The organism is bacterium (assembly GCA_004299235.1).
GTDB lineage: Bacteria > Chloroflexota > Dormibacteria > Dormibacterales > Dormibacteraceae > SCQL01.
Genome location: SCQL01000009.1, coordinates 152,021 through 176,808, shown reverse-complemented (window position 1 = coordinate 176,808; position 24,788 = coordinate 152,021). Strand labels below are relative to the sequence as shown.

The 24,788-nt window shown below is 69.0% G+C and carries 26 protein-coding genes; 20 read left to right on the top strand and 6 right to left on the bottom strand.

What is annotated here, in order from left to right; translation table 11 throughout:
* Positions 1 to 3 precede the first annotated feature (3 nt).
* The 5 genes from EPN29_03570 to EPN29_03550 are packed head-to-tail and all read right to left on the bottom strand — an operon-like array spanning position 4 to position 4,923.
* A complete protein-coding gene (locus EPN29_03570; protein ID TAN34455.1) occupies positions 4 to 798 on the bottom strand; it encodes a hypothetical protein in 795 nt (264 codons plus the stop codon).
* A 45-nt stretch (positions 799 to 843) separates the two neighbouring features.
* Positions 844 to 2,547 carry a hypothetical protein gene (locus EPN29_03565; GenBank protein ID TAN34454.1) on the bottom strand — a complete coding sequence of 568 codons (1,704 nt, stop codon included), beginning with the start codon at positions 2,545 to 2,547 and terminating at the stop codon, positions 844 to 846.
* A gap of 6 nt (positions 2,548 to 2,553) precedes the next feature.
* Complete coding sequence (locus tag EPN29_03560; GenBank protein ID TAN34453.1) at positions 2,554 to 3,462, bottom strand: pilus assembly protein; 909 nt, start codon at positions 3,460 to 3,462, stop codon at positions 2,554 to 2,556.
* Positions 3,174 to 3,797: a pilus assembly protein gene (locus EPN29_03555; GenBank protein TAN34452.1), complete on the bottom strand. Its 624-nt coding sequence runs from the start codon at positions 3,795 to 3,797 to the stop codon at positions 3,174 to 3,176. Before EPN29_03555 ends, EPN29_03560 begins: the two co-directional genes overlap by 289 nt.
* A complete protein-coding gene (locus tag EPN29_03550; protein TAN34451.1) occupies positions 3,685 to 4,923 on the bottom strand; it encodes a hypothetical protein in 1,239 nt (412 codons plus the stop codon). Before EPN29_03550 ends, EPN29_03555 begins: the two co-directional genes overlap by 113 nt.
* 67 nt (positions 4,924 to 4,990) lie before the next feature.
* On the opposite strand from EPN29_03550, the gene EPN29_03545 reads away from it, so the two are divergent.
* From EPN29_03545 to EPN29_03535, 3 genes are all read left to right on the top strand, one after another.
* The gene (locus EPN29_03545) at positions 4,991 to 5,884 is read left to right on the top strand and encodes a hypothetical protein (protein TAN34450.1); all 894 of its coding nucleotides are present in this window, start codon (positions 4,991 to 4,993) and stop codon (positions 5,882 to 5,884) included.
* 302 nt (positions 5,885 to 6,186) lie between these two features.
* Positions 6,187 to 7,374: a CpaF family protein gene (locus tag EPN29_03540; protein TAN34525.1), complete on the top strand. Its 1,188-nt coding sequence runs from the start codon at positions 6,187 to 6,189 to the stop codon at positions 7,372 to 7,374.
* Between the two features lie 2 nt (positions 7,375 to 7,376).
* Positions 7,377 to 8,999, top strand: a complete 1,623-nt coding sequence (locus EPN29_03535) for a response regulator (GenBank protein ID TAN34449.1) — start codon at positions 7,377 to 7,379, stop codon at positions 8,997 to 8,999.
* Here EPN29_03535 and EPN29_03530 read toward each other — a convergent pair.
* Positions 8,989 to 9,324 carry a hypothetical protein gene (locus tag EPN29_03530; GenBank protein TAN34448.1) on the bottom strand — a complete coding sequence of 112 codons (336 nt, stop codon included), beginning with the start codon at positions 9,322 to 9,324 and terminating at the stop codon, positions 8,989 to 8,991. The genes EPN29_03535 and EPN29_03530 overlap by 11 nt on opposite strands.
* A gap of 73 nt (positions 9,325 to 9,397) precedes the next feature.
* Here EPN29_03530 and EPN29_03525 point away from each other — a divergent pair, with 73 nt between their 5' ends.
* The 17 genes from EPN29_03525 (at position 9,398) to EPN29_03445 (ending at position 24,774) form a co-directional block, all read left to right on the top strand.
* Positions 9,398 to 10,654 (top strand): histidine--tRNA ligase, encoded by a 1,257-nt coding sequence (locus EPN29_03525; GenBank protein ID TAN34447.1) that lies wholly within the window; start codon positions 9,398 to 9,400, stop codon positions 10,652 to 10,654.
* Complete coding sequence (gene aspS / locus EPN29_03520; protein TAN34446.1) at positions 10,651 to 12,411, top strand: aspartate--tRNA ligase; 1,761 nt, start codon at positions 10,651 to 10,653, stop codon at positions 12,409 to 12,411. Before EPN29_03525 ends, aspS begins: the two co-directional genes overlap by 4 nt.
* Before the next feature lie 180 nt (positions 12,412 to 12,591).
* Positions 12,592 to 12,906 carry a hypothetical protein gene (locus tag EPN29_03515; protein ID TAN34445.1) on the top strand — a complete coding sequence of 105 codons (315 nt, stop codon included), beginning with the start codon at positions 12,592 to 12,594 and terminating at the stop codon, positions 12,904 to 12,906.
* Between the two features lie 120 nt (positions 12,907 to 13,026).
* The gene (locus EPN29_03510; GenBank protein ID TAN34444.1) at positions 13,027 to 13,350 is read left to right on the top strand and encodes a DUF948 domain-containing protein; all 324 of its coding nucleotides are present in this window, start codon (positions 13,027 to 13,029) and stop codon (positions 13,348 to 13,350) included.
* Between the two features lie 2 nt (positions 13,351 to 13,352).
* Positions 13,353 to 13,688 (top strand): hypothetical protein, encoded by a 336-nt coding sequence (locus EPN29_03505; protein TAN34443.1) that lies wholly within the window; start codon positions 13,353 to 13,355, stop codon positions 13,686 to 13,688.
* 16 nt (positions 13,689 to 13,704) lie between these two features.
* A complete protein-coding gene (locus EPN29_03500) occupies positions 13,705 to 14,127 on the top strand; it encodes a hypothetical protein (GenBank protein TAN34442.1) in 423 nt (140 codons plus the stop codon).
* A 139-nt stretch (positions 14,128 to 14,266) separates the two neighbouring features.
* Complete coding sequence (locus EPN29_03495) at positions 14,267 to 15,046, top strand: SigB/SigF/SigG family RNA polymerase sigma factor (protein ID TAN34441.1); 780 nt, start codon at positions 14,267 to 14,269, stop codon at positions 15,044 to 15,046.
* A gap of 7 nt (positions 15,047 to 15,053) precedes the next feature.
* Complete coding sequence (gene pdxH, locus EPN29_03490; GenBank protein TAN34440.1) at positions 15,054 to 15,650, top strand: pyridoxamine 5'-phosphate oxidase; 597 nt, start codon at positions 15,054 to 15,056, stop codon at positions 15,648 to 15,650.
* Positions 15,651 to 15,664: 14 nt separating this feature from the next.
* Complete coding sequence (gene alaS, locus EPN29_03485; protein ID TAN34439.1) at positions 15,665 to 18,244, top strand: alanine--tRNA ligase; 2,580 nt, start codon at positions 15,665 to 15,667, stop codon at positions 18,242 to 18,244.
* Positions 18,241 to 19,500: a hypothetical protein gene (locus tag EPN29_03480; protein TAN34438.1), complete on the top strand. Its 1,260-nt coding sequence runs from the start codon at positions 18,241 to 18,243 to the stop codon at positions 19,498 to 19,500. The genes alaS and EPN29_03480 overlap by 4 nt, the downstream gene beginning before the upstream one ends.
* Positions 19,501 to 19,528: 28 nt before the next feature.
* Positions 19,529 to 21,127 (top strand): hypothetical protein, encoded by a 1,599-nt coding sequence (locus EPN29_03475; GenBank protein TAN34437.1) that lies wholly within the window; start codon positions 19,529 to 19,531, stop codon positions 21,125 to 21,127.
* Positions 20,905 to 21,543, top strand: coding sequence for a Holliday junction resolvase RuvX (gene ruvX / locus EPN29_03470; protein ID TAN34436.1), 639 nt, complete (start codon positions 20,905 to 20,907; stop codon positions 21,541 to 21,543). Before EPN29_03475 ends, ruvX begins: the two co-directional genes overlap by 223 nt.
* On the top strand, positions 21,533 to 21,769 hold the full coding sequence (locus EPN29_03465) for a DUF1292 domain-containing protein (GenBank protein ID TAN34435.1): 237 nt from the start codon (positions 21,533 to 21,535) through the stop codon (positions 21,767 to 21,769). Before ruvX ends, EPN29_03465 begins: the two co-directional genes overlap by 11 nt.
* Positions 21,766 to 22,824: an endolytic transglycosylase MltG gene (mltG, locus tag EPN29_03460; protein ID TAN34434.1), complete on the top strand. Its 1,059-nt coding sequence runs from the start codon at positions 21,766 to 21,768 to the stop codon at positions 22,822 to 22,824. The genes EPN29_03465 and mltG overlap by 4 nt, the downstream gene beginning before the upstream one ends.
* A 47-nt stretch (positions 22,825 to 22,871) precedes the next feature.
* Positions 22,872 to 23,594, top strand: coding sequence for a shikimate dehydrogenase (locus EPN29_03455; protein TAN34433.1), 723 nt, complete (start codon positions 22,872 to 22,874; stop codon positions 23,592 to 23,594).
* Positions 23,595 to 23,604: 10 nt separating this feature from the next.
* Positions 23,605 to 24,249 (top strand): prepilin peptidase, encoded by a 645-nt coding sequence (locus tag EPN29_03450; GenBank protein ID TAN34432.1) that lies wholly within the window; start codon positions 23,605 to 23,607, stop codon positions 24,247 to 24,249.
* 6 nt (positions 24,250 to 24,255) lie between these two features.
* Positions 24,256 to 24,774 (top strand): PH domain-containing protein, encoded by a 519-nt coding sequence (locus EPN29_03445; protein TAN34431.1) that lies wholly within the window; start codon positions 24,256 to 24,258, stop codon positions 24,772 to 24,774.
* Positions 24,775 to 24,788 lie beyond the last annotated feature (14 nt).

Genomic DNA, 24,788 nt, shown 5'->3' with positions numbered 1-24,788 from the left:
GGATCAGCGGCCGGTGAAATGCCAGCGAGTGTCCACGTCATGTGGCCCGACCCCGTCCGCCGACGACAGCTTCGGGCAGGCCGGATCAGGCTGGCTCGGTGTCGCGGCGTAGTCGGAGAACGATTCCAGCTCGTATTTCAGCGTCGCGTTGTTCAAGAGCCAGAAGAGGTACTCGGAGTCGCAGCCGGTCGTGAGCAGAGTCAAGCTGCTGGTGACCTGCGCCGTTCCGGAGGATCCCGTCGCCGGGCCGACGCGCAGCACGTCGAGGTTGCGGAACACGGTCCGCACCACCGGAACGCCTGGGCTCACTCCGAACACGGAGGTGTTGATGGTGGCCAGCATCGTGATCCGATCGCCGGCCTGCACATATCCGCCGACGCCGACCTGCTCGCCGGTCGGCACGGTGACGGCGACGTAGCCCGACGGGATCGGGAGGTACGTCACGTCGCTGCTGCTCAGCAGGTCGCCCGCGGCGGCGATGAGGTTGGCGGTGACGGGGGAGCCGGCCGGTATGTCGACGCGGGCTCCCTTGGCGGCCACGGCGCTGAGGTCGAAAAACGCCTGGGGCGGGACCGGGTTGACGGTGCTGAGCTCCAGGTCGGAGGCCTGGATCTTGGTTCGGGCGGTGATGGTGTTCTTGGCCACCACCACCTTGGCGCCGCCTGTGGTCGGGGCCAGGAGCGGCAGGCTGGCGAGCCCGGCGGCGGTCGCGAAGGCGAGCACGGCGAGGATCGAGCCAACGACGATGTAGAGCCGTCCGCGCCGCGGCCGGCTGACCTCAGAGTTGCCTATGGACATCTAGTTGGCCACCAAGCCTCGCATGATGCGCCGAATGACGCAACTTCACTCGATCAAGATTGCCTCGGCTGAAGCCGTGTTGATCCCGTAGTCGCCGCCGATGGCGGTGGCGGCGCCCGCCCCGGCGGAGATCGAAAGACTGGTGCAGGAAATCGCGCCGGCGATCGTGCTCGTGCCGTTCACATCGTCGGTGCACGTGCCGGGCCAGTAGACCGACCCGAGCAGCCACGCGTTGACGGCGGCGCCCTTGAGCGTGAACTGCCCGGTGGTGCCGGCCGGAGCCCACACCAGCAGGTTCCAGCAGGAGCGGTCGCCCACAGGGCACCAGGCCGACACCGGGCAGCTGGCTGCATCCAGCGCGCTCGGCGCTCCAGCGCAGGGGGCGGCGAACCACGTGAGGTTGTTGGGCGCGTCGGCGGGCGTGTTGGGCGGGCATGGGCGTAGGGAGCAGGGCGCGGAGCCGACCTGGCACGGGGCGGCGCAGCCGCCGCCGCCGCCGACGGTGCAGTCCCCCGAGGAGAAGCCCGCCTGGTTGACGAACTCGAGCGTCACGTCACGGGCATACAGGGCCCCCCCGTTGACGCAGATTCCTCCACCGCCTCCGGAATTCGAGCCGTTGAAGTAGTAGAAGCCGGGGTCGAGGACTGCCCCATCGGGCTTCACCAGGCCGACGTCGATGTAGCCGTAGCAGCTGGGCACGAAGTGCCAGACACTGTTGCCGTCCTGGGTGGGTGGCGGTGCGAGGCCGGAGTAGACGTTCTTGCCTTTGATCTTGACCTTCGGGTACACGGCGCCGGGCGAGCACGCGGCGCCCCCGGTGCCCTTGAGCGTGGCGACCGCACTCGCGTCGGTGTTGGGCTCCGGCGGGAGTGTGGATGAGGGCGGGGCCACCGGCTGAGGCGCCACGCCGGCCGCGCACGGGTTGGGATTGATGAGCGCGTCCGCGGCGGACAGGTATTCGCTCGTGCCGCCGGTGCCGCAGGCGGGAGCGACATGGCCGGACAGCTCGAAGCCGTCCGCGCAGATGGCGCTGCTCGAGCCGGCATTGGCTCCGGCGGTGCAGCCGCCGCCGCCGCCGACCCACGTCTGCCCGTCGGCGAACACCCGGACGTTGCCGAGATCCGAGTAGGTCCCGGACGGCGCGTCGAAGCGGGCATGCGCGTACAGGGCGCAGGCCCCGCCGCGGGCGATGGCGTTTCGGGTCGCCACGCTGCCGCTGATGTTCACCTGGCCGCCTGTACAAGCGAGGCTGGTGGCGGTCACCGCCGGCACCGAGCCCGCCAGCTGCTGGGCGACCGCCCTCCGGACCACCGACGTGCTGGTCGCACCCACCTCACCGCCGAAGGAGATGGGGAGCTTCAGAGTCAGGATGACCTCGACCTGCTGCTGGTGCGCCCGGTAGGGATAGTTGATGGTGGCGCTCAGGCCGCCGGCGAACGAATCCGTCCCCTGGTATGGCACGGCGCAGGTGCCGGCTGTGATGGCCAGGCTGCCAGTCCTCGTGCGCTGCGCGGCCAGGAAGCTGTCGGCTTCGGTGATGACGGCGTTCGCCCTGGCGGCGTCGCAGCCGGTGCCGATCTTCAACGCCGAGTCGAGCGCCGACTGGTCGGCCAGCTGCTGCAGCTGGTTCTTCTGCCACTCGGCCGACCCCGCGAGCAGGACCAGCGCCGCCGACCCGATCAGCGCGAGCAGCGCCACCGCCACGAGCACCATCACCTGGCCGGTCTGCGATCTGGTTCGGGCGGGCATCAGGGGCTAGAACTCGATTCGATCCACGGTTTGCGAGTCGAAGGTGATGGCGGCCGGGATGCCCAGGAACCGAGCCAGGACCGGTTGCCAGCTCAGCTTCAGGTCGACGACGACCCGCTGATGTCCTGACGTGCGGACGGCGGCGCCGCTACCGGCGGCACACGAGGGACAGCTCCATCGCGGGCTGGGGTTGCCGCCGGTGGCATCCAGCTCGTAGACGAACACGTAAACCGTGTTTGGATTCGTGGCGCCGGTCAGGGTGATGGTGCCCGGCTGGGTCGGGTCGGCGTTGGCGGCGTAGGTCCCGTAGCCGGGTGGGGAGGAGATCGCCGTCGAGTCCTGGTAGACGACCGAGACTCCCAATGGGTCCAGCAGATGAGCTCCGGTCACGACCGAGCTCATCGCGCACGGGGCGGCCAGCGTCGTGCAGGCAGGCGGCAGCGTGTTCGATCCGCTGTAGTCCACGAGGGCGGCCTGGCGGGCGGTGTCCCGCGAGGCGCCGGCGAGAAGCGCGTAGAGCAGGAGGCCGCGGCCCATGTCGACGGTGGCCCCGATGATCAGGAGGACGGCGGGGGCCACCAGCGCGAACTCGACCAGTGCCTGGGCTGTCGAACGCCCCGGGCGCCTCACCACGAGGTTGTCGCCCGGCTCGAGCCCGAGATGGTGATCGCGCCGCCGAGCAGGTTGAGGTCGTCGAACCCGTAGTAGACGTAGACGTCGACCTCGGACTGATATAGCGGGCTCTGAGAGCCGGCGCAGTCCACGCTCGCGCCGCAGAACACGGCGACGACCGCCTGGCCGGCGGCCGGCTTGGCGTAGTCGGTACCGCTCACAAAGGGCGGAGCGTGGCTGACCTGCGTCGGACAGCTGAGCGACGAGGTGACTCCGGCGAGGTCGGCCTGGACCACGCCGCACATGGCGGCCAGGCCCGGGCCGTTGGTGCTGACGGTCTTGCCGGCCACGTACCGGGCACCGTCGCGGGCGGCGTCGGAGGTCGCGACCGCGAAGGCATATCCACGTCCGAGCTCGAGCACGCCCGCGACCAGGAGGACCAGGATCGGCAGCGAGATCGCCAGCTCGACGAGTGCTTGACCGCGCCTGCGCCCGGCGCGCGCCCGAGGGCCGCCGCCGGGCCGTCTAGGCATCGAGCTTGAGGCTCGCCATGATGACGCGGGACAAGTCCGTCGCGCCGCGTGAGACGAACGACGACGGGTCTCGCTGCACCACCAGGTCGCCGGCGATGGTTGCATCCTCGGGCCTCGAATTGTCGAACCCGACGGTCACGGACATCTTGCGGCCCAGGATCGACTCGATCGCCGCCCGGTCGAGAGGCGCGTGAGGCACCCTCTGGTTGAGCACCAGCTCGATCCGCTGGTCGGGCACGTTCATGATGTCGCGGAACACGGCGAGGGCGCGACGGGCGTCGGTCATCGCGGCGATCTCGGGCGGCACCACCACGACCAGGCACTCGGCGCGTTCGAGCACGGCCAGGGCCGCTTCAGCCAGCGACGTCCCGAGGTCGACGACGATGATCCGCTGCCGGCTGACGACGGCATCGAGCACGCGGCCCGTCAGCTCGCCGGTCAACAGGTCCACCTCCTCGGGGCGCAGGGTTCCTGGCAGGACGCCCATCCCGGATTTGTGATTCAGGATGTCACCGCGCAGCACGCGATCGAAATCGCCGTGGGCGGCCTTGGACGCGCTCGCGATCGAGCCGGTGGCGATCAGGTCGGCGAACAGGGCGGCGTGCCCGAAGGGCGCCGATAGATCGATGAGCAGGACCTGGCGCGGGAACTTGCGGGCCAGCGCCGCCGCCGTGTTGATGGCCAGCGTGGTCACGCCCGAGCCGCCTTTGGCGGAGAAGAAGGCCACGATCGGGGCTCCTGCCACCGATGCCGGCTGCGCCTCGGCCGCCGCCGCCGCCGAGAGCTCCTGCTCCCAGAGCTTGTCGAGGGCCAGGGCGACCCTCTCGACGTCGGGTCCCAGGCCTTCGAGAAGGCCGTCTCGGTCGAGCGTCAGCAGGACGGCGTCGGTCATGCCGTAGAGGCTGGTCACGTAGCGGTCGCGGGTGCGGCGGGCGGGGAGGACGACGAGTTCGCCCGGGGCCGGGCGCCGGGTCAGCAGGACCTTTCCGGAGCCGTCGGCCATGGACTGCTCGACCTGCCCGGACGCCAGGAACACCACGGCGTCACTCCCCTGAGCGCCGAGCCGGAGCGTGTCCCGGCCCTTGAGGCCGACCGGACGCATCCGGCGGGCGACGGCTCGCAGGGCTCCGTCCGTCAGGTCGGCGAAGACAGACGACATCTCCAGGATCCGCATCCGCAGCTGCAGCGCGGCGGGAGACTGGTCAACGCCGGGGCCGCCGCTAGCAGCCATTGGCCGTGGTTCTTCCTCCCGCGCCCGATCGGTTTTCGGGGACCTCACAGGCGCACAAACCCCGATAATGTACCAACGTCTCCCCAGATCGACTCCGCATCGCAGTAATGGTTTGAACACAAGGGCCGCAGCCGAGACAGATGCAGGGCGCCCAACCAGGAGGTTGGGGGCGGCCCGGGCGGGCGCTCCACGCTCGGACCTGGCGGCACGCATCGACCGGGTGCTGGACGCAGCCCTCGCACGGGAGCCCGAGGTCATGGTGAGCGTCAGTGCGGACGAGCTCTTCCAGGATCCGGGGGCGGTGGCGGCCGCGGTCACGGCGACGCTCGATCGCGCAGGCGCAGGGCTCACCGCGCAGTGGCGCGTGACCGAGGTCTTCAGACGCTCAGGGCTGGGCCGTGAGCTGGTCGACTCGCTGGTCAGCCCCGACCCGGCGGCCAGGGCGTCGGCGGCGCAGCTTTGCGGGGCCATCCGGTTGAGCGAGGCGGTCCTGTGGATCGGCGACCTGCTCGGGGATCCCAACATCCAAGTGCGAGAAGCGGCGATCCGCGCCCTCGGCCGGCTCGGCGGCCGGCGTGCGGTGGACACGATGATGGCTGCGGTCGATCGGGTGCCCATGTACCGGTTGGCCATCTCCCTGTCACAGGCCGCGTCCGACATCGAAATCGAGACTTTGATACGCCAGCCGAAAAGCGAGCGAGCGGCGGTGGCGACCGTGCTGGCATGCGGGCTTCGCCGCGACTCTCTGCGGGTGCCCCCGCTGCTGGGCATCGCACACGATCGCCGGTGGCCGAAGCGGGTGCGCCTCGCCGCGTGCCTCGCGTTGGGGATGATCGGCGATGGCAGCGTCGCGGATGGGCTCGGCAAGCTGGCGACCGGCGAGCCCGATGTTGCGGTCAAGGCGGCGGCGGCCAGGGCGCAGCGCCGTCTCCAGCGTGTGGCGCGCAGACAGCGGTCATGAAGCTGTCGGAGCGCTTCGACCGCCGTTACCAGCAGGCGCCGCTGGTCCCGCCGCCGGCGCCTGACGCGCCGGCCATCCGGCCGTCCACGGACGGCGCGGCGACCATCGCGCCGGTCGAGCGCCGGATCGTGCAGCGGGAGGGCTCGGCTCCCGCACGCAGCCAACCGGCCGGCGGCGCCGAGCCGTCCGCGCTGCTGAGCCCTGCTCTGGCCGCGGCCAAGGGCGAGATCCACGCGGAGCTGCTGGCCCGCCACGCGGCCGCGATCGACATCAACAACCGGGCCGGCATCAGGCGCCTGCTGATGCAGCTCACCGAGGACCACTTCCGCGCCAGGCCACCCGCCGCGCTCGTCACCGCCGCCGATCGCGAACGCCTGGTCGAGATCCTGTTCGACGAGGTGATCGGGCTGGGACCGCTCGAGTCGCTTCTGCGCGACCCCGAGATCTCCGAGGTGATGGTCAACCGCCCCGAGCAGATCTTCGTCGAGAGACAGGGCCGGATCGAGCTGACCAACCTGGCCTTCGAGGACGAGGACAGCCTTCGCCGCGTGATCGACCGCATCGTTTCGACCATCGGGCGCAGGGTCGACGAATCACAGCCGATGTGCGATGCGCGGCTCAAGGACGGATCGCGCGTCAACGTCGTCATTCCGCCCGTCGCCATCTACGGACCGTGCTTGACGATCCGGAAGTTCGGCCGGGAGGTCCTCAGCCCCGAGCAGATCATCAGCTCCGGCGGGGCGACGGCGTCGATGATGCAATACCTCGACGCGGCCGTGAAGACGCGCCTGAACATTATCGTCTCGGGCGGTACGGGTTCCGGCAAGACGACCCTGCTCAACGTCCTGTCGGGGTTCATCCCGGCGAATGAGCGCATCGTCACCTGCGAGGACGCGGCGGAGCTGCGCCTCCGGCAGGTGCATGTCATCAGCCTGGAGTCGAAGCCGCAGAACGTCGAGGGCCGGGGCGCCATCTCCATCCGCGACCTCGTGCGCAACTGCCTTCGCATGCGGCCGGACCGGATCGTGGTCGGGGAGTGCCGTGGGGCGGAAGCGCTCGACATGCTGCAGGCCATGAACACCGGGCACGACGGGTCCATGAGCACGCTCCACGCCAACAACCCGCGCGATGCGGTGAACCGCCTCGAGACCCTGGTCCTGCTTGCCGGGACGGAGTTGCCGTCACGCGCCATTCGCGGCCAGATCGCATCCGCGGTCAACGTGATCGTGCAGACGGAAAGACTGCGGGGCGGCGGGCGAAAGGTGGTCAGCGTCGCCGAGCTCCTGGGCTTCATCGATGGGGAGATCGCGCTGCAGGAGCTCTACGCCTTCCGCCAGGTCGGCGTCACGCCGGAGGGACGGGCGGTCGGTTTTCACACGGCGACGGGTACGCGATCGACGTTTCTTCAGCACTTCCGCTCGAACGGCCTGGAACTGCCGGAAGAGATGTTTGCTCCCACCGCGCAGGCGACGCCTGAGAATCTGTACTGAGCATGGGCGAACTCGAGGACGTGGGGAAGAAGAAGACCGGCCCGCCGGCCGTCGCCGCCCCTGCCAGGGGAGCCACCCGGCCGGCCATTGTCGACGCCGAGGTGCTGGCCGATTTCGGCCACCAGGTGCGCAACCAGCTCAACGCCGTGGTCGGCGCCGCCGGTCTGCTGGCGACCGGCGCCACCTCAGGCGAGGAGCGCGAGCTGGCGTCGATCGTCCAGACCGGCGCGGAGCAGGTGGCGAGGCTGGTGGATGACGTGCTCGACGCCGCCACGCTTCAGAGCGGAGCGTTCGAGCTCGCCCTGCATCCATTCGACGTCAGAGCCAGTGTGGAGACCTGCCTCGGGCTGATCGGTGATGCCGCCGGCGCCAAGGGTCTCGACCTGTCGTTCCGCGCCGAGCCCGACGTGCCCAGCGTGGTCGTCGGCGATTCTCGCCGCCTCGAGCAGATCGTCCTCGCCCTGCTGCATGGCGCCGTCGAACGCACATACCGCGGCGGCGTGGGGATCGAGCTCAGCTCCGAGGACAGAGGCGGTCTCGTCGCGCTGCGTTTCAAGATTCGCGACACGGGCCGCGGCGTGCCCGCACGGATCCTGCGCGGCGGGCTGGACGGGTCGAGCGCTCCGCGCGACCGCCTCGAGCCTGGAGATCGGCTGGCGGTATTGAGCCTGGCCACCTGCAAGCAGCTCGTCGAGATGATGGACGGCGACCTGCGGGTCGAGCAGGGCGGTGTCGAAGCCGGCCCCGACGCCGGGACGGCATTCGAGTTCACGATCCTGGCCGAGGTTTTGCCAGCTTCCGTCGGCACGGGCCAGCTGACGCTCGAGGGGATGCGGGTGCTGGTGGTCGTGGCCGACCCGACCGAGCGGCGCGTGCTCGCCCTCCAGGCCGAGCAGTGGGGGGCGTCGGCGACCTCTTCGACATCTGAAGAGGCGCTCGATGTGGTCAAGGCCGGCTATCCCTTCGACATCGCGCTGGTCGAGCACAGGCGGCCGGCGATCGACGGATTGGCGGTCTCGGCTTCGCTGCGAGCGCTCCGGCGGACGGATCAGCTGCCGATCGTGCTGATCGCGGTCGCGACTCCGGGGGCCGAAGAGGCGGCCGCCGCCGACAGCGACGTGCTCCAGGCGACGCTCACCAAGCCGGTCGCGCCGAGGACGCTTCACGACGTGATCGTCCGGCTCGGCGCGCACGAGGCGCCCCGGCCGGCGCCGGAGTCAGAGCTGGTCCCTGACGCGTTGCGGGTCCTCATCGCGGATGACAGCGCGCTGAATCAAAACCTGCTCCGGCGCCTGGTCGCCAAGCTCGGGCACAACGTGGATGTGGTCGCCAACGGCCGCGAGGCCGTGGCGGCGGTGGCGCAGCAGCCATACGACGCCCTCTTGATGGACGTCCTGATGCCGGAGATGGACGGGCTGACAGCGGCGGAGGCGATCTGCCGTCGCTGGCCGCGCGGCAACCGGCCGCGTCTGATCGCGCTCACCGCCATGGCCGGCCCCGGTGACCAGGACCGCTGCCTGAAGGCGGGCTTCGACGACTACATGAGCAAGCCCGTGCACCTGGAGGACCTGCAGGAGGCCTTGAAGGCCGCGGCGGGGTACCGAACGCGGCCCGCTAGCCCCTGAGGCGGCTGTCGATTCGGCCCTCTTGCGCCGAGCGTCGGGCCGCTCGCGTCTCCAGGAACACGACCACGATCACGATGAGGCCGCCCAGGACCATGAGGCCGCCGAGCGCAACCGCCTCATCACCATGCGGCTGCGTGATGATCTGGATCATCGCCGAGCCGAAGACGAGGATGTAGCTAAGGCCGAGGAGCCTGACTCGCGGCGCCACCCGCTCGTTCTCGCCGTCGCGCCAGGGTCGCTTGCCGATGATGAGGAGGTAGGCGCCCATGACCAGCGCCAGCGCGGCAAGGGACAGGGAGATGAGCTGGACGATGCCGGTGGTCACAGGTCCGCGGGCGGGTCGCTGGCGATCGACACGCGCCAGATACTAACCGCCGCTTCTTACAATCGTCACTCCAATGCCTCGCTCCCAGCCGATCAAAGCCGTCCGCGGCGTCCGTGACGTCCTGCCACGCGATCGAGCGCTTTGGCGCACGGCCGAAAAGGCCGCGGGGGAGGTGGCCCGTAGCTTTGGTTACGAGGAGATGGTGACCCCGGTCATCGAGCACACGGAGCTGATCGAGCGCGTCGGCGAGGACACCGACGCCGTGGCGAAGGAGCTCTATCGCTTCGAGGATCGCGGCGGGCGCCAGCTGGCGCTGCGGCCGGAGGCGACCGCGGGCGTGGTTCGTGCCTACTTCGAAGGCGGACTGAATCAGGGGCCGCAGCCCGCGCGACTCTATTTGCTGGGGCCGATGTTCCGGTACGACCGCCCGCAGAAGGGTCGCTATCGCCAGTTCTTCCAGCTGGACGTGGAGGCGATCGGCAGCGCGAGCCCCGCGCTGGACGCGGAGATCATCGAGCTGGCGAGCAGGTGGCTGCGCGAGGTCGGGCTGGGCGAGCTGACGCTGCAGCTGAACTCCATCGGCGACCAGCAATGCCGGCCCGCCTACCTGGATCGACTGCGAGCCTATTACCGGCCGTTCAAAGACGGGCTCCACGGTGATTGCCGGCGCCGGTTGGAGACCAACCCGCTGCGTCTGCTCGACTGCAAGGTCGAGCAGTGCCAACCTTTCAAGGCCAAGGCGCCGCGCATCACCGATCACCTCTGCGAGGAATGCTCGGCGGCGTGGGTCGCGGTGCGCCGTCTGCTCGACGCCGCGGGCATCGAGTACCAGCTCAGCCCTCACCTCGTGCGCGGTCTCGACTACTACACGCGCACCGTCTTCGAGTTCTATCCCGCCGGGGCCTCCGGTCAGCAGGATGCGCTGGCATCGGGCGGTCGGTTCGACGGGCTGGCCGAGGCCGAGGGGTGGCCCGCGACGCCAGGGGTCGGCTTCGCCGGCGGGCTGGATCGCGTCACGGAGCTGATGGCGTCAGGTCGGGAGGAGGTGGTCGCGAGCCCGGCCGCCGACGTCGTGGTGCTTGCCGACGGCAGCCTCGACGTGGCGGCAGCCGAGGTGGCGCGCCTGTGTCGCGCCGTGCGCTCGGTCGCCGTCGATTACGAACCCAAGAGCCTGCGCGCGAAGATGCGCTCCGCCAACAAGCTGGGGGCGCGCTGGGTCGTGCTGCTGGGCGCTGATGAGGCGGCGAATCGCACCGCCCAGCTCAGAGAGATGGCGAGCGGGGAGCAGGTCGAGGTCGCGTGGACGGACCTCGCCGGGCGCCTGGCATGAGCGGCTATACCGCGCCGCACTGCGGCTCGTTGCGCGCCTCCGACGCCGGCCGTGAGCTCGAGCTCTACGGCTGGGTGGCGCGCCGTCGCGACCACGGAGGGTTGATCTTCATCGACCTGCGCGACCGGTGGGGTGCGGTGCAGGTGGTGTTCAACCCGACGCGGGCGCCGGAGGCCCACGCCGGCGCGGCGGAGCTGCGCGCCGAGTTCGTCGTCCGGGTCAAGGGCATGGTCGGGCGCCGCCCGGCGGGTTCGGAGAATCCACGCATGCCCACCGGCGAGGTCGAAGTCACGGCGTCAGAGCTCGAGGTGGTCAATGCCTCGGAGACGACGCCGTTTCCGATCGAGGACCCGGAAGAGCCAGATGAGAAGACGCGCCTGGAGTATCGATATCTCGACCTTCGCCGTCCACGCATGACGCAGATGCTGGAACTCCGAAGTCGCGTCAACAAGATCATCCGGGACTTCATGGACGGCAATGAGTTCATCGAGGTCGAGACGCCGATCCTCACGCGCAGCTCGCCCTCTGGCGCTCGCGACTTCCTCGTCCCGTCCCGCCTGCACCCGGGAAGCTTTTACGCGCTGCCGCAGGCGCCGCAGATGTTGAAGCAGCTGCTGATGGTGTCGGGTGTTCAGCGCTACTACCAGATCGCCCGCTGCTTTCGGGACGAGAACCTGCGCGCCGACCGCCAGCCGGAATTCACTCAGCTGGACATCGAGATGTCGTTCTGCGACGAGGAGGATGTCTTTGCCCTTGTCGAAGGCCTCTTCTCCCAGCTGTGGCAGGAGGTCCTCGGGGTCACGCTGAAGGTGCCGTTTCAGCGCCTGGACATCAAGGAGTCGCTGCTGCGGTTCGGGACCGACAAGCCCGATCTTCGCTACGAGCTGGAGATCGCCGATCTCGGACCGGCCCTGGCCAAAACGAAGGTCCAGGTGTTCCGCAACGTCCTCGCCGCGGGCGGGGTGGTGCGCGGCCTGAGCGTGCCTGGCGGCCGGGACCTGGCGCGCCGCGAGCTCGACGAGCTCGTCACCGTCGCCAGGGGCGCCGGCGGGCAGGGCCTGGCATGGCTGCCCGGCGGTCCGCTCGACAAGTTCCTCACCCAGGACGAGATCGCCGAGGTCCAACGCCTGACCGGCGCGGGGCCGGACGACCTCGTCCTGATCGCCGCCGACCGCCGGCGGAAGGCCGAGACGGTGATGGGTTTGATCCGCCAGGAGGTCGCCAGGCGCCGGAAGCTCGTGCGGGAGGACGAATGGAAATTCCTCTGGATCAACCCCACATACCTTTTTGACGAGGACGACCAGGGCAAGCTGACCTATGCCCACCACCCCTTCACGCGGCCCTTCGAGGAGGACATGCCGTTCGTCGACGCCAGGCCCTACGACGTTCGGGCGCATGCGTACGACATCGTTTGCAACGGCTACGAGCTCGGGGGAGGAAGCCTCCGGATCTACGACCCGGCGACGCAGGAGAGGGTGTTCCAGCTGCTGGGCATGCCGCTGGAGACGATTCGGGCCCGATTCGGCACCCTGCTCCAGGCCTTCACCTACGGGGTGCCTCCACACGGAGGTATCGCACCTGGCATCGACCGGGTCGTGATGATGCTGGGCGGCACGGACAACATCAGGGACGTGATCGCCTTCCCGAAGACCCAATCGATGTCCGACCTGATGTTGGGAGCGCCGTCTGAGGTCGACGCGCCGCAGCTCGAAGAGCTTCACGTCCAGGTCGCGCCGCCCAGGAAGCCCGGCACGTAGTATTGACGCCGCTTCCAAAGGGGCGCGGGCCGTGTGCGGCTTGCCCAACATTCGAGAAATCGGGACCCCGGAGTCCGGAAGCCGACCAAATGCCCGCTCGACGGGACTTGGAGAGCCAAGGCAGGGGACCCACCTGAGCTCGCTCAGGACAACCCACCCCCGCGTCCCGGAGGGAGCGTATTGGCGCTGCTGAGGCTGGTGCCGCCCGGCCTCGTCGTGGCGGTCCTGGCGGCGCTGATCCTGTCGCAGGTGTTCTTTGCCCTCCTGCCGTACCGCCGCCGCGCCTACCTGCCGATCCTGCTGATGACCGGCATGGGCTTCGCCCTCGGTCAGCTGTGGGATTTCCTCGGTCTGCCCTCGCTGCGCATGGGCCAGGCCGACCTGCTGCCCGCGGTCTTGTTCGCGCTGCTCCTGCAGCCGCTGGCGCGTTTCGTGCCCCGCCCCGGTCGCGAACCCAGGGCACCCAAGCCGACACGGACACCGCGTGGCGGCTAGCCGGATTCACTCCGGGGCTCACCTCGCGTCGCTGCGCGCCGGCCGACCGCCGTCGCTCTCGTGCCGCGCACTTAAGATTGCGGTTGTGTTTGCGGGCTCGGCTCCACGGGTATTCAGTCGATGACCAGTCAGAGCTTCATGTGGCTCGCGTTCGGAGTCGCCGCGCTTTTGGTGGCGGTGGCGCTGGCCGCGGTGCTGATCCGGCTGCGCGGCACGCTGGGGGCGGTGGAGGAGCTGCTGGACACGACCAATGAGGAGATGAAGGAGACACTGCCCGAGGTGCGACAGACGATCGGCAACGTCAACGACATCACCGCGGGAGTCAACGTCGGCCTGCGCACCGGGGGGCGCGGGGCGGCGGCGGTCGGGCGTGGCATCAGCGCGGCGGCGCATGGCGTGAAGGTCGCGGGTGAGAGCCTTGTTCGCTCGGTGTTAGGAGGTTAGCGATGGCTGACGAGAGAGGCGGTGGCGGCGGCTTTGGCTGGTTCATCCTGGGCGGCCTCATCGGGCTTGCCGCGGGCGCGTACATCGCCTCCGGTCCAGCCCGCGGCCAGGTCGACAGCCTGAAGAGCAAGACGATCGAGCTCGGCGGGAGCGAGCCGGTGCAGAAGGCCAAGGAAGCCGCGCAGCGAGCGCGCGAGATCGTCTCCGACCCCGAGCATCCGGTGGGGAAGGCGATCCAGGACGGCGTTGCCGCCGCCAAGCGCAAGCGCGAAGAGCTGGAAGCCGCTGCCGCGCGCAAGCTCCATCAGGCGACCGACGGCGACGGCCTAGAGAAGTAGGAGCCAAAGGCAAGGAATGGCGAAGCGCGATCTTGCCGAGCTCAAGATCCCGGCGTCGCCGGCGTTCATACCGGTCGCCAAGCGGGTGGCCACGACGCTGGGCAGTCAGCTCGGCCTGAGCCTGGTCGACCTGGACGAGCTGACGATCGCGCTCACCCAGGCGTGCGACAGCGCGATCGCGGCGGCGGCCGACCTCGCGGGTCCGGCCGACCTCAAGCTGACATACTTCGCCACCAATCGAGCGCTGGTCGTCGACGTGGACCTGATGCCGTCGGAGGCCGAACCGCTGCCCGCCCCCAAGCACGGGGCCGAGGTCGATCCCGAGCTGCAGCGGCTCGCCTACGAGATGATCCGCTGCTTCGTCGACGATTTCCGGCCGCTGGTGGAACCCCGCACCGGCCACCTTCGCTTCCGGATGGTCAAATACCTGGCGGGCTGAAAGTGCGGCGGGGACTGCGGTCCTCTCCCGCGGACCTTCTCCTGGGAGCTCCATGCAACGATTGGGTGATGCTTGGGAACGAACGCACGGCGGCCGGAGTGAATCCGGCCTAGCGGCCGCGCGTTAGCCATTCAGTTCGATGGCTTCAATGCCGCGCCCGTCCCGCGAGGAGCTGCGGGCGCTCCATCGCCGCTACCGGGACAGCCAGGACCCGGCCGAGCGCGATCGCATCCGCGAGCGGCTCGTCAGCGCCTACCACGACTTCGTCTTCTTCCTCGCGCGCAAATTCCAGAACCGCGGCGAGCCGCTGGACGACATCGTGCAGGTCGGCTACCTCGGCCTGATCAAGGCCATCGAGCGTTTCGACCCGGACCTCGGTTACGAGTTCACCACCTTCGCCACGCTGACCGTCGCCGGCGAGATCAAGCGTCATTTCAGGGACAAGGGAACCGCGATCCGTTTTCCGCGCCGCCTGCAGGAGCTGCACCAATCGGTGGTTCGCGTCAACGAGCAGATGAAAAACGAGCTCGGCCGCGAACCGAGCGTCGGCGAGCTCGCCGAACACCTGGGCGTGTCTCCCGAGGACGTCACCGAGGCGATGGAAATCGGACCGGCGTACATGCCCCTGTCGCTGGATCAACCGGTGGCTTCCGCCGACGGCCAGGACAGCCGCGTGGTGGCCGAGCGCATCGGCAGCGCGGATCCTGAGCTCGACCGCGTCGAGATGCGCGACGTTCTCAATCGGGCGATGGAACACCTGACGCCGCGCGAGCGCGCCATCATGGCCATGAGGTTCTACGAGCAGATGTCCCAGTCGGAGATCGCGCGGCGGCTGGGCATCAGCCAGATGCACGTGTCGCGCCTGCAACGCGCCGCGCTGGAGCAGTTGCGGAAGCACGTGCCGCAAGAGAGCGGATAGCTCCGGGGTGCCGCTGCTCGAGTCGCGCGCGCCGTCGGACCCGCTGACGTTGTTTCGCCGCTGGTATCGCGAAGCCGAGCGGGCCGGCGCACCGCAGCCCGACGCCATGGCCCTGGCCACCGCCGGACCCGGCGGACCGTCGGCCCGCATGGTGCTCTTGAAAGGCATCGAGGACGGCGCATTCCTCTTCTACTCGAACTACCAGAGCCGCAAGGGCCGTGAGTTGGCCGCAAGCCACCGCGCCGCGCTCGTTTTCCACTGGTCGGCGACGCGCCACCAGGTGAGGGTCTCGGGGACGGTCCGGCGGCTGAGCCGGGCGGCTTCACTGGCCTACTTCAGGAGCCGGCCCCGGGGCGCGCAGCTCTCGGCACTGGCCTCCCGACAGAGCAGAGTCGTCGCCTCGCGCGCCGACCTCAAGCGTGCGGTCGAAGATCTCGACCGGCGTCACCCGGACCTGGTGCCCCTGCCGGACGATTGGGGCGGCTACGGGCTGCGACCGCGCTGGATCGAGTTCTGGGAGAACCGCGCCGACCGCCTCCACGACCGGCTCCGCTACGTCAGGCGGCCGGGCGGGGCATGGCGGATCGAACGCCTCTCACCGTAAGCTAGACCAGCCCCGTGACCGGGAACGAAATCCGCAGACGTTTTCTAGAGCATTTCGCGAGCCGGGAGCATCTGGTCCTCCCCAGCGCGCCATTGGTGCCGCATGGAGACCCGAGCACGCTCTTCATCTCGGCCGGAATGCAGCCGCTTCAGCCCTACTACCTGGGCTTTAGCCAGCCGCCCGCGCCCAGGCTCGCCAGCTGTCAGAAGTGCCTTCGCACCGGGGACATCGAAGAGGTGGGGAAGACCGACCGTCACAACACGTTCTTCGAGATGCTCGGCAACTTCACCCCGACCGGCGCGTACTTCAAAGAGAGCGCGATCCCGCTGGCGTGGGAGCTGGTCACCGAGGGCTTCAAGATGCCGGCCGAGCGGCTGCGCGTCACCATCCATCCCTCCGATGACGACGCGTACATGCTTTGGACCCAGCGCACCGGGATCTCCCACGCCCACATCACACGCCTCGGGAGCAACTGGTGGGGGCTCGGCCGCGGGCCCTGCGGGCCGGACTCCGAGATCTGGTGGGATCGCGGGCCGGAGGTGGGCTGCGGCCGGCCCGACTGCGTGCCCGACCACTGTGATCGATTCACGGAGTTCTGGAACCTCGTCTTCCCGCAGTACGACCAGCGCGGGGCGCTGGCGGGCGACCCCTCGACCGCCGAGGCGATCACGCGCGGCCTCTCTGACGGCACGCTGGTTCCGCTCCAGCGCCCCGCGATCGACACCGGGATGGGCCTCGAGCGCATCGCCTACATCCTCCAGGGCAAGACCAACGTTTTCGAGTCGGACGTGGTCGCGCCGCTGATCGATTTCGTCCGCCAGTCGAGCGCGAAGCCGACCTCCCTGTCCGAGCGGATCATCGCCGACCACGTCCGCGCGATGACCTTCTGCATCGCGGACGGCGTGATTCCCTCCAACGAAGGCCGTGGTTACGTACTGCGCCGGCTCATCCGCAGGGCGGCCCTGCACGGCCGGCGAATCGGACTTCGGGCCAAACTGACCGGCGGCGTCGCCGTGGCGGTCGAGATGTTCAAAGCGCCATATCCCGAGCTCCAGGCTCGCGAGCCATTCATCACCGAGGTCGTGGAGACCGAGACGGAGCGCTTCCAGCGAACGCTCGAGCAGGGGATGGAGCAGTTCGAGAAGGTCGCCGTGCGTCACCCGAAGTCGGTTCCCGGCGCCGACGCCTTCCGCCTGCACGACACCTTCGGGTTTCCGCTCGAGCTGACGCGCGAGCTCGCGGATGAGCGCGGCATGAAGGTCGACGAGGAAGGCTTCCGCGTGGCGATGGCGGGTCAGCGCGAGCGATCTCGGCGGACGGCGCCACAGCAGTGGTCCGCCGCCAAGGACATCCCGAAGTCGGAGTTCACCGGGTATATGGAGCTGACGACGGAAACCACCGTCCTCGCCCTCCGCAAGGATGGCGGTGCCACCGAGGTCGCGACCGAGGGCGACCAGGTGGAGGTGTTCCTCGCGCGCTCGCCGTTCTACGCGGAGTCGGGCGGGCAGATCGGCGACACCGGCACGATCACGACGCCAGGCGGCCGGGTGCGGGTCGAGGACGCTCAGAAGCCGGCCGAGGGCGCCATCGCGCACCTGGGGACCGTGATCACGGGCGAGGTGCGCGTGGGGGAGGAGGCGAGCGCGGCGGTGGACGCCATACGCCGCCGCCAGATCGCGCGTCATCACTCGGCCACGCACCTGTTGCACAGGGCCCTTCGCGAGACGCTCGGCGATCAGGTGGTGCAGAAGGGCTCCTGGGTCGGGCCCGACCACACGACGTTCGACATCCCGCTGAGCCGCGCGATCACCAAGGACGAGCTCGCGGGGATCAACCGCCGGATCATGGAGAAGGTGCGTGCTGGCCTCCCGTTTCACGAGAGCCACAGACCGTACAAGGAGGCGGTGGCGCAGGGCGCCATGCACCTGTTCGAGGAGAAATACGGCGACGTGGTGCGCGTGGTGTGCTTCGGCGACTGGACTTGTGAGCTGTGCGGGGGCACCCACGTGACGAACAGCGCCGACGTCGGCACCGCGGTCATCGTCTCCGAGTCGAGCATCGGTTCTGGACTGCGCCGGATCGACATGGTCGTCGGCGAGGCCGCGGACGAGCTCGTCCGGCGCGACCGTGAGCTGCTGTCGGAGCTGGCGCGGGCGTTCAACGCCGGCCCGGACCGTCTGACCGAGCGCGTGCGCGCCCTGCGCAGCCAGGTCAAGGACGCCGAGCGTGAAATCGAGAAGCTGCGTGACCAGGTCCGGAGCGCACGCGTCGGAGCGGGCGACGGGGTGGCCGTCAAACAGGGCAGCGTGGCATTCGTGACCGAGTCCGTTCAAGCCGCGAATCTCGCCGAGCTCGCCGGTTATGCGGACCGCTACCTCGAGGTCGTGAAGTCGGGCGTCGTAACCGTTGTCGCCGGCGACATGTTTGTGATCAAGGTGTCCAGGGACCTCGCCTCGCAGTACGATGCCAACCGCCTCAAGGCCCATTTCGGCACCGGTGGCGGTTCCGCGCACCTCGTGCGTGGCAAACTGACCGTTCCCGCAGCGGAGGCGTTTCGGCGTCTCGAAGCCGCCCTAGGAGCCAAGCCGGATTGACGAAGTTCAAGTTCCTGCGCAAGCGCAGCGAGTACTACCGCCACTTCACCGTCCTGGACATCGGCACCGATCTCATCAAGGTGCTGGTGGTCCGGCGCGACGGTCCAGACGGCGAGGTGCTCGGCGTCGGGCGCGAGCCGCAGGCGCCGGCGGCGATGTCCGGCGGCGCCATCGCCGACCTGGAATCGGTGATCCAGTCCTGCAACCGCGCGCTCGAGGCGGCCGAGGACATGGCCAAGACGGTCCCGGGCCAGGTCGTGGTGGGCATCGCGGGCGAGCTGATCAAGGGTTTCTCGTCGACGATCGCCTACCCGCGAGAGAACCCGAAGGCGCGCGTTCGCTCCAGCGAGATCTCGACCATGCTCCAGATGGTGCAGCGCCGCGCGCTCCGCGAGGCCCAGCACCTGCTGGAGATGGAGCGCAGCTACGGTCAGCTCGAGGCGCGGCTGGTCCACTCGGCGATCACCAACGTGCGCGTGGACGGCTACCCGGTCACCAACCCGGTGGGCTTCACCGGCAAGAACCTCGAGGTCACGGTCTTCAACACGTTTGCGCCGATGACCCACATCGACGCCATCGAGACCGTCGTGCGAGAGCTCGACCTCGAGCTGGCGGCCGCCGTCGCTCAGCCCTATGCGCTGGCGCGGGCCTGCGCCAGCGAGGAGACGTGGGCGGAGGGCGGGATCTTCGTCGACGTCGGCGGCGGCACCACCGACGTGGCGCTGGTACGCGATGGGGGCGTCGAGGGCACCCGAATGTTCAACCTCGGCGGTCGCGCCTTCACCCGCCGCCTCGCGCTCGCGTTCGGCCTCAGCTACGAGGAGGCCGAGGCGCGCAAGCTCCGCCACTCGGAGGGTCTGCTTTCGGCCGACCAGCACCGCCAGGTGTCCGAGCTGCTGAGCGCTGACGCGGAGGTCCTGCTGCAGGGCCTGGCGCTCAGCGTGAGGGAGCTGTCGCGAGGCGAGCGGCTGCCGACCAGCATCTATCTGTGCGGCGGCGGCAGCCTCCTCCCCGAGCTCACGCTCGAGATGGTCAAGAACAGCTGGGCGGCGGGCCTTCCGTTCCCGCGAGAGCCTCGGATACGGCACCTGGTGCCGCCGGACGTGCGCAACCTGACCGATTCCACCGGCCAGCTCTCGAGTCCCCAGGACGTCGCTCCGATGGGTCTGGCGAACCACGCTCTGCGGACCGAAGCCGAGGAGCGCGACACCGTCAACACCGTCATGCGGCGGGTCCTGGGCGCTATAAAGGTCTAGCTAGGCTCCCAGGAGACTTGTAAACGCCATGGCAACGAACCCCATATACGTCGAAAGCGAGGACGAGATCCCCGAGGTCGTCGAGCGGCTTCGCCGCTCCGGCGGTGAGGACGCGATGCTCGTGCTGCCGATGCGCTCGCGCATCGGGCAGAGCCGCTTCAACTTCCAGCTCCTGCGCAACTACTCGGCGCGCATGGGCAAGCGGGTCACCGTCGTGTGCGACGACCCAGCGGTCCAGAAGATGGCCGCCGAGAGCGGCTTCCCGGTGTTCGGCGCCGTCGGGCCGCAGGGCGAGGGCATCCCGTCGGAGCCCGAGGCCCCGCCTCCCGTTCGGAGGTGGTGGCGGCGGGCCCGCGCCGCGCCCGTCGCTCACGTCGGCGTCGCCGCGCCGACCAAGCTCATCACCAAGAACGCGACCGAGCTCAAGCCGGGGCGCTTCCTCCTGTACGTCACGGCGGCGACCCTGCTGGTGGTCGGGCTGTTCGCCATGGCGGTCTACGTCCCTTCCGCCTCGGTGACGCTGGTGGCCCAGGCCCAGCCGTTCACGGAGAAAGATGTCGAGATCCAGGCTCAGCCCGGCAAGGCGCCGATCCACGTGCGCACGGACGTCATCTCGCGCTCCAGCTCGCAGGGCTTCAAGACCACGGGCGTGATCCAGGTGCAGCTGGCGCCGGCCACCGGCCAGGTCGTGTACACGAACGACCTGAAGAGTTCGGCCTTCACGAATTCCCCTGGTCTGGTCTTCAAGCGTGGCCAGCGGCTGATGAACACCGACAGCATCACATTCGCGCAAACATCCCCGGACACCACCGTCCCATGGAACGGCGGACAGGCCACGGTCAACGTGCAGGCAGTCACTCCCGGATCGGCCGGCAATGTCGGCCACGACACGATCACGCAAATCCTCGATTGTTGCGGTCCCTTTGACTCAAGCAAGGTCCATGCCACCAACCCGCAGGCCACCGGCGGAGGGACGGACGCGTCGTCCACGCCCCAGATGACCGAGGCCGACTTCGACTCGGCGCGGGCGCAGCTGGAGCAGGAGCTGCGCCAGAGCATCGCCCAACAGCTCGTCGGCGCGGGACAGGCCGGGGAGAAGCTCAGCGAGACGATCGTCTACGGTCCGCCGAACTTCACCACCGACCACCAGCCGAACGACAAGGTGCCGACGTTCAGCGGCACGCTGACGCTCACCGGCGAGGGCGACTTCTACGTCGATGCCGACGTGCAGAAGGCTTTCCGGAACTACCTCGCGCAGCGGGTGCCGAACGACCAGCAGCTGCTCACCGAGAGCCCGATCCTGGTGGATTACCGCATCCTCAACGCGACGAGCGGCGGCAACCTCACGTTCGTCGGCAGCGCCTCCGCCTACGTCGCCCCCAAGCTCGACGAAGCCAAGATCCGATCGCAGATCGTCGGCCGGCCGCTGGCCCAGGCGAAGTTCTACCTCGAGCGGCTGCCGATCAAGTCGGTCGCCATCAAAGAGCAGCCGATGGCCCTGCCGCTCATGCCTCTGCTGGTCGGACGCATCTCACTCCACTACGTGGTGCAGCAGGGCACGCCATCGAGTTCCGCGGCCGCGTCCGGTGCGTCTTCACCAGCCGCGTCGCCCGCACCCTCACCCTAGTGCGCATACTCGCGGTCGATCCGGGGTCGAAGCGGGTCGGGCTCGCGCTCAGCGATCCCACGGCGACCATCGCGCAGGCGCTCATGACCGTCCCGGCGGAGCCGTCGGCGACGCTTGCGGCGCGCCTGGCGGAGATCGGCAAGGCACACGAGGCAAGGCGGATCGTGGTCGGCCTGCCGCGGCGCATGGATGGAACGCTTGGGCCGGAGGCGGCGGCGGCGAAAAAGCTCGCCGATGCGATTCGAAGGGCCTCGAAGCTTCCGGTCGAGCTCGTCGACGAGCGCCTGACGACGGTGGCCGCGGAGCGCTCGCTGATCGCGGGCGGCGTGCGGCGCGCCCAGCGGCGGCTCAGCGTCGACCGGGTGGCCGCCGCCCTGATGCTCCAGGCCCACCTGGACCGGCGACGTGACGGCTGACGAACCGACTCAGCCGATCACGCTGATCGATGAGACCGGGCACGAGCGCCGGTTTCGGCTCCACGACGCGTTCGACCTCGATGACTCCATCTACTACCTGGTCGAGGACGTTGAGGACCCGACCCAGGTGCTCTTGCTGCGGGAGACGGCGGGCGTGCTGGAAACGGTGGATGGGGAGGAGTTCAAACGGGTCATCGCCGCCCTGGAGGAGGATGACGTCGAGTGAAGAGGCTCGTCGCCGTCCTGCTCGTGATCGCCCTGCTGGGATTCGGCACGTCCCGGGCCATCGACTGGTGGAACTTCAACGTCAACACCCCGATCTCGAGCACCAGCCATACGGTGCCGTTCCACATCGACCAGGGCGAGACCTCGGCGCAGATCGGTGACGAGCTGCTCAACCTGCGCCTCATCCGCAGCGCGCTGGCCTTCGACATCTACGCTCGGATGACCGACGCCGGGCCGAAGTTCCAGGCCGGCGCATTCGTCCTCAACTTCAACATGACGATGGCGCAGATCGTGGCCGCGCTCCAGCACGGCAACTCGGACCAGGAGGTCATCACGTTTCCCGAGGGCTTTCCACTCCGAGAGCAGGCCAAGGTCGTGGCCAGGGCGAAGGTCGGGACGTCGCCGAACTACGCGACCGCCGCCGACTACCTGGTGGCCGCGGCGGATCCATCGTGGGCGTCCTCGTACAGCTTTCTACCGGCGCGGCCGGGCAATCCAGGCGTGCCCTTCGAGGGCTATCTCTTTCCCGACACGTACCTCATCGATCCCGCCGCCGGCGTGCGCGGCCTGGTCAAGGAGCAGCTGGATCAGTTCGGCGTGGTCTTCTCGGCCGACCTCCGGGCGCAGATCGCGCAGGCGACACCGGCCCGGCCCGCGGAAACGATCCAGTCCATCGTCATCCTCGCCTCGATGGTCGATCGCGAGGCGAACACCCCCACCGACCGAGGCAACGTGTGCAGCGTCTACTACAACCGGCTCAGGCTCAACATGCCGCTGGGTGTCGATGCGACACTTCTCTACGCTCTGGGGAGGCTCACGCCCGAACCCACCGCGGCCGAGCTGCAGATGAACTCGCCCTACAACACGCGCATCCACACGGGCCTTCCCCCCGGACCGATCGGCAACCCGGGCAAGGCGGCGCTGCTCGCCTGCGTCAACCCGCCGCAGACCGCTTACCTCTACTACTTCGCCGACACGCAGAGGGTGACGCACTTCGAGACCAACGAGCAGGATTTCGAACGCGACATTCAAAAGTACGGCGTGAGCGGAAGCTGAGAGTCTTCCTTCTCGGCCACGGGATCTCCTACTCGCGCAGCCCCGACATGCACAACGCGGCCTTTCGCGCGGTCGGGCTTGACTGGACGTACGAGCTGCTGGACGTCGCGCCCGAACAGCTGCCGGCGGCGATGCGGCGTCTTCGCGAGCCGGATGCGGCGGGCGCCAACATCACCATCCCGCACAAGCGGGCGGTGATGGAGCAGGTCGACAGCCTCGACCCCGGAGCCCTGCGAGCGCGAGCCGTCAACACCATCGCCCGCGAGGGCGGCCGCCTGGTCGGCTCCAACACCGACGTGGCGGCGATCCGCTCCGCGGTCGACGACTTGGGCCTCGAGCCCAGGGGGGCGACGGTCGTGATCCTGGGCGCCGGCGGCTCGGCGCGCGCCGCGGCGGTGGCGCTGGAAGGCGCGCACCTGGCCTTCGTGTCCAGGCACCCGGAGGTGGTCGATCTCCCGGGGAGGGTGATCCCCTGGGAGGAGCCGTCGTTGCCGAAGCTCGTGAGCTCAGCCGACCTCCTGCTCAATGCCACGCCGTTGGGGCGCCGGGACGAGATGCCGATCCGGCCGGCCGCCTTGCCGCGCAATGGCGCGGTCATCGACCTCGTCTACGTCAAGGGCGGCACGCCGCTGGTGCGCAAGGCGCGCTCGCTGGGCCTGCGCACGGTCGACGGCTGGCAGATCCTCCTCGAACAGGGTGCGCGGTCGTTCGAGATCTGGACCGGCCGCCCCGCGCCTGTGAGCGCGATGCGCGAAACTCTGCAGCCGTGATACGCCGACGGTGAGCTCGCTCCCGATCGTCATCGGCTGGGCCGTCGTCGGCGCCGGGGCCGGATGGTTCGTGCGCTGGGGCTCCGTTCGACTGGCGCGGCTGGAAGGGCTGGAGGCGGGCGCCAGGCGCTGGCAGGTTTACGGGCCGCCCATCCTTGCGGCGCTCCTGTTCGCTTTGTTCGCGTTCGAGCTCAGCTCGTTCCCGATGCTCCTGCTGCGCAGCATCTTCGTCCTGGTCCTGGTCCAGGTGATCTTCTTCGACTACGAGCACCGGCTGATCCTCGACCGCGTGCTGTTCCCGTCGATGGGCCTGGCCCTGGTGGTCAGCCTCTTCGGCCACCCCTGGTGGGCGGGTATCGCGACAGGGTTCGCCGCCGGCCTGCTCTTCCTGGTCCTGGCGCTGGCGGGCGCGGCCATCTTCAAGGCGGAGGCGCTGGGGTTCGGTGACGTCAAGCTCGCCCTGTTCATGGGCCTGCTGCTCGGTCCGCTGCCGACCATCACGGCACTTTTCTACGGCGTCGTCCTCGCCGGGGTGGTCTCGGTGGGGATCATCATCTGGCACCGCTCGATGAGAGGGACGATCGCCTACGGGCCCTATCTGGCCGCGGGCGCGCTGATCGTCCTTTTCCAACTGCACCGGCTTCCAGGACAATAGGCGCCGATGACTGAACAGCTCCTACCCGGCGAGACCCTCATCCTCAAGGACCACCAGCACTGGATCGTCCTCGTCAAGAGCCTCGTGATCCCGGTGCTCCTCTTGGTCGTGGTCGCGATCGCCGACTTCACGGTCCTGTACACCAGCCACATCCCACATCTCCGGCTCATCCTCACCCTGGGGGTCGTCGCCCTGGCGGGAATCCGGCTCATCGTGCTGTGGATCCGCTGGCGGTCGACCTCCTACACGCTCACGGACCAGCGGATCAAGATCGAGTCCGGCGTTTTCGGCCGCCAGTCGAAGATGATCCCCATCGACAGGGTGCAGGACTGCAGCACCAAGCAGTCGCTGTTCGGCCGCATGCTCGGCTACGGGCGGGTCGAGGTCGACGCCGCCGGCGCCCAGGGGGCCGAGGTCCTCGACCACCTCCCGAGCCCGGGGACGTTTCGGGACCAGGTGTTCGTGCAGTCGGAACGGCGTCGGGGCGGCGCGCCCGCAGCCCCGGCCAACCCCAGCGGCGTCTAGTGCACGGTCCCTGG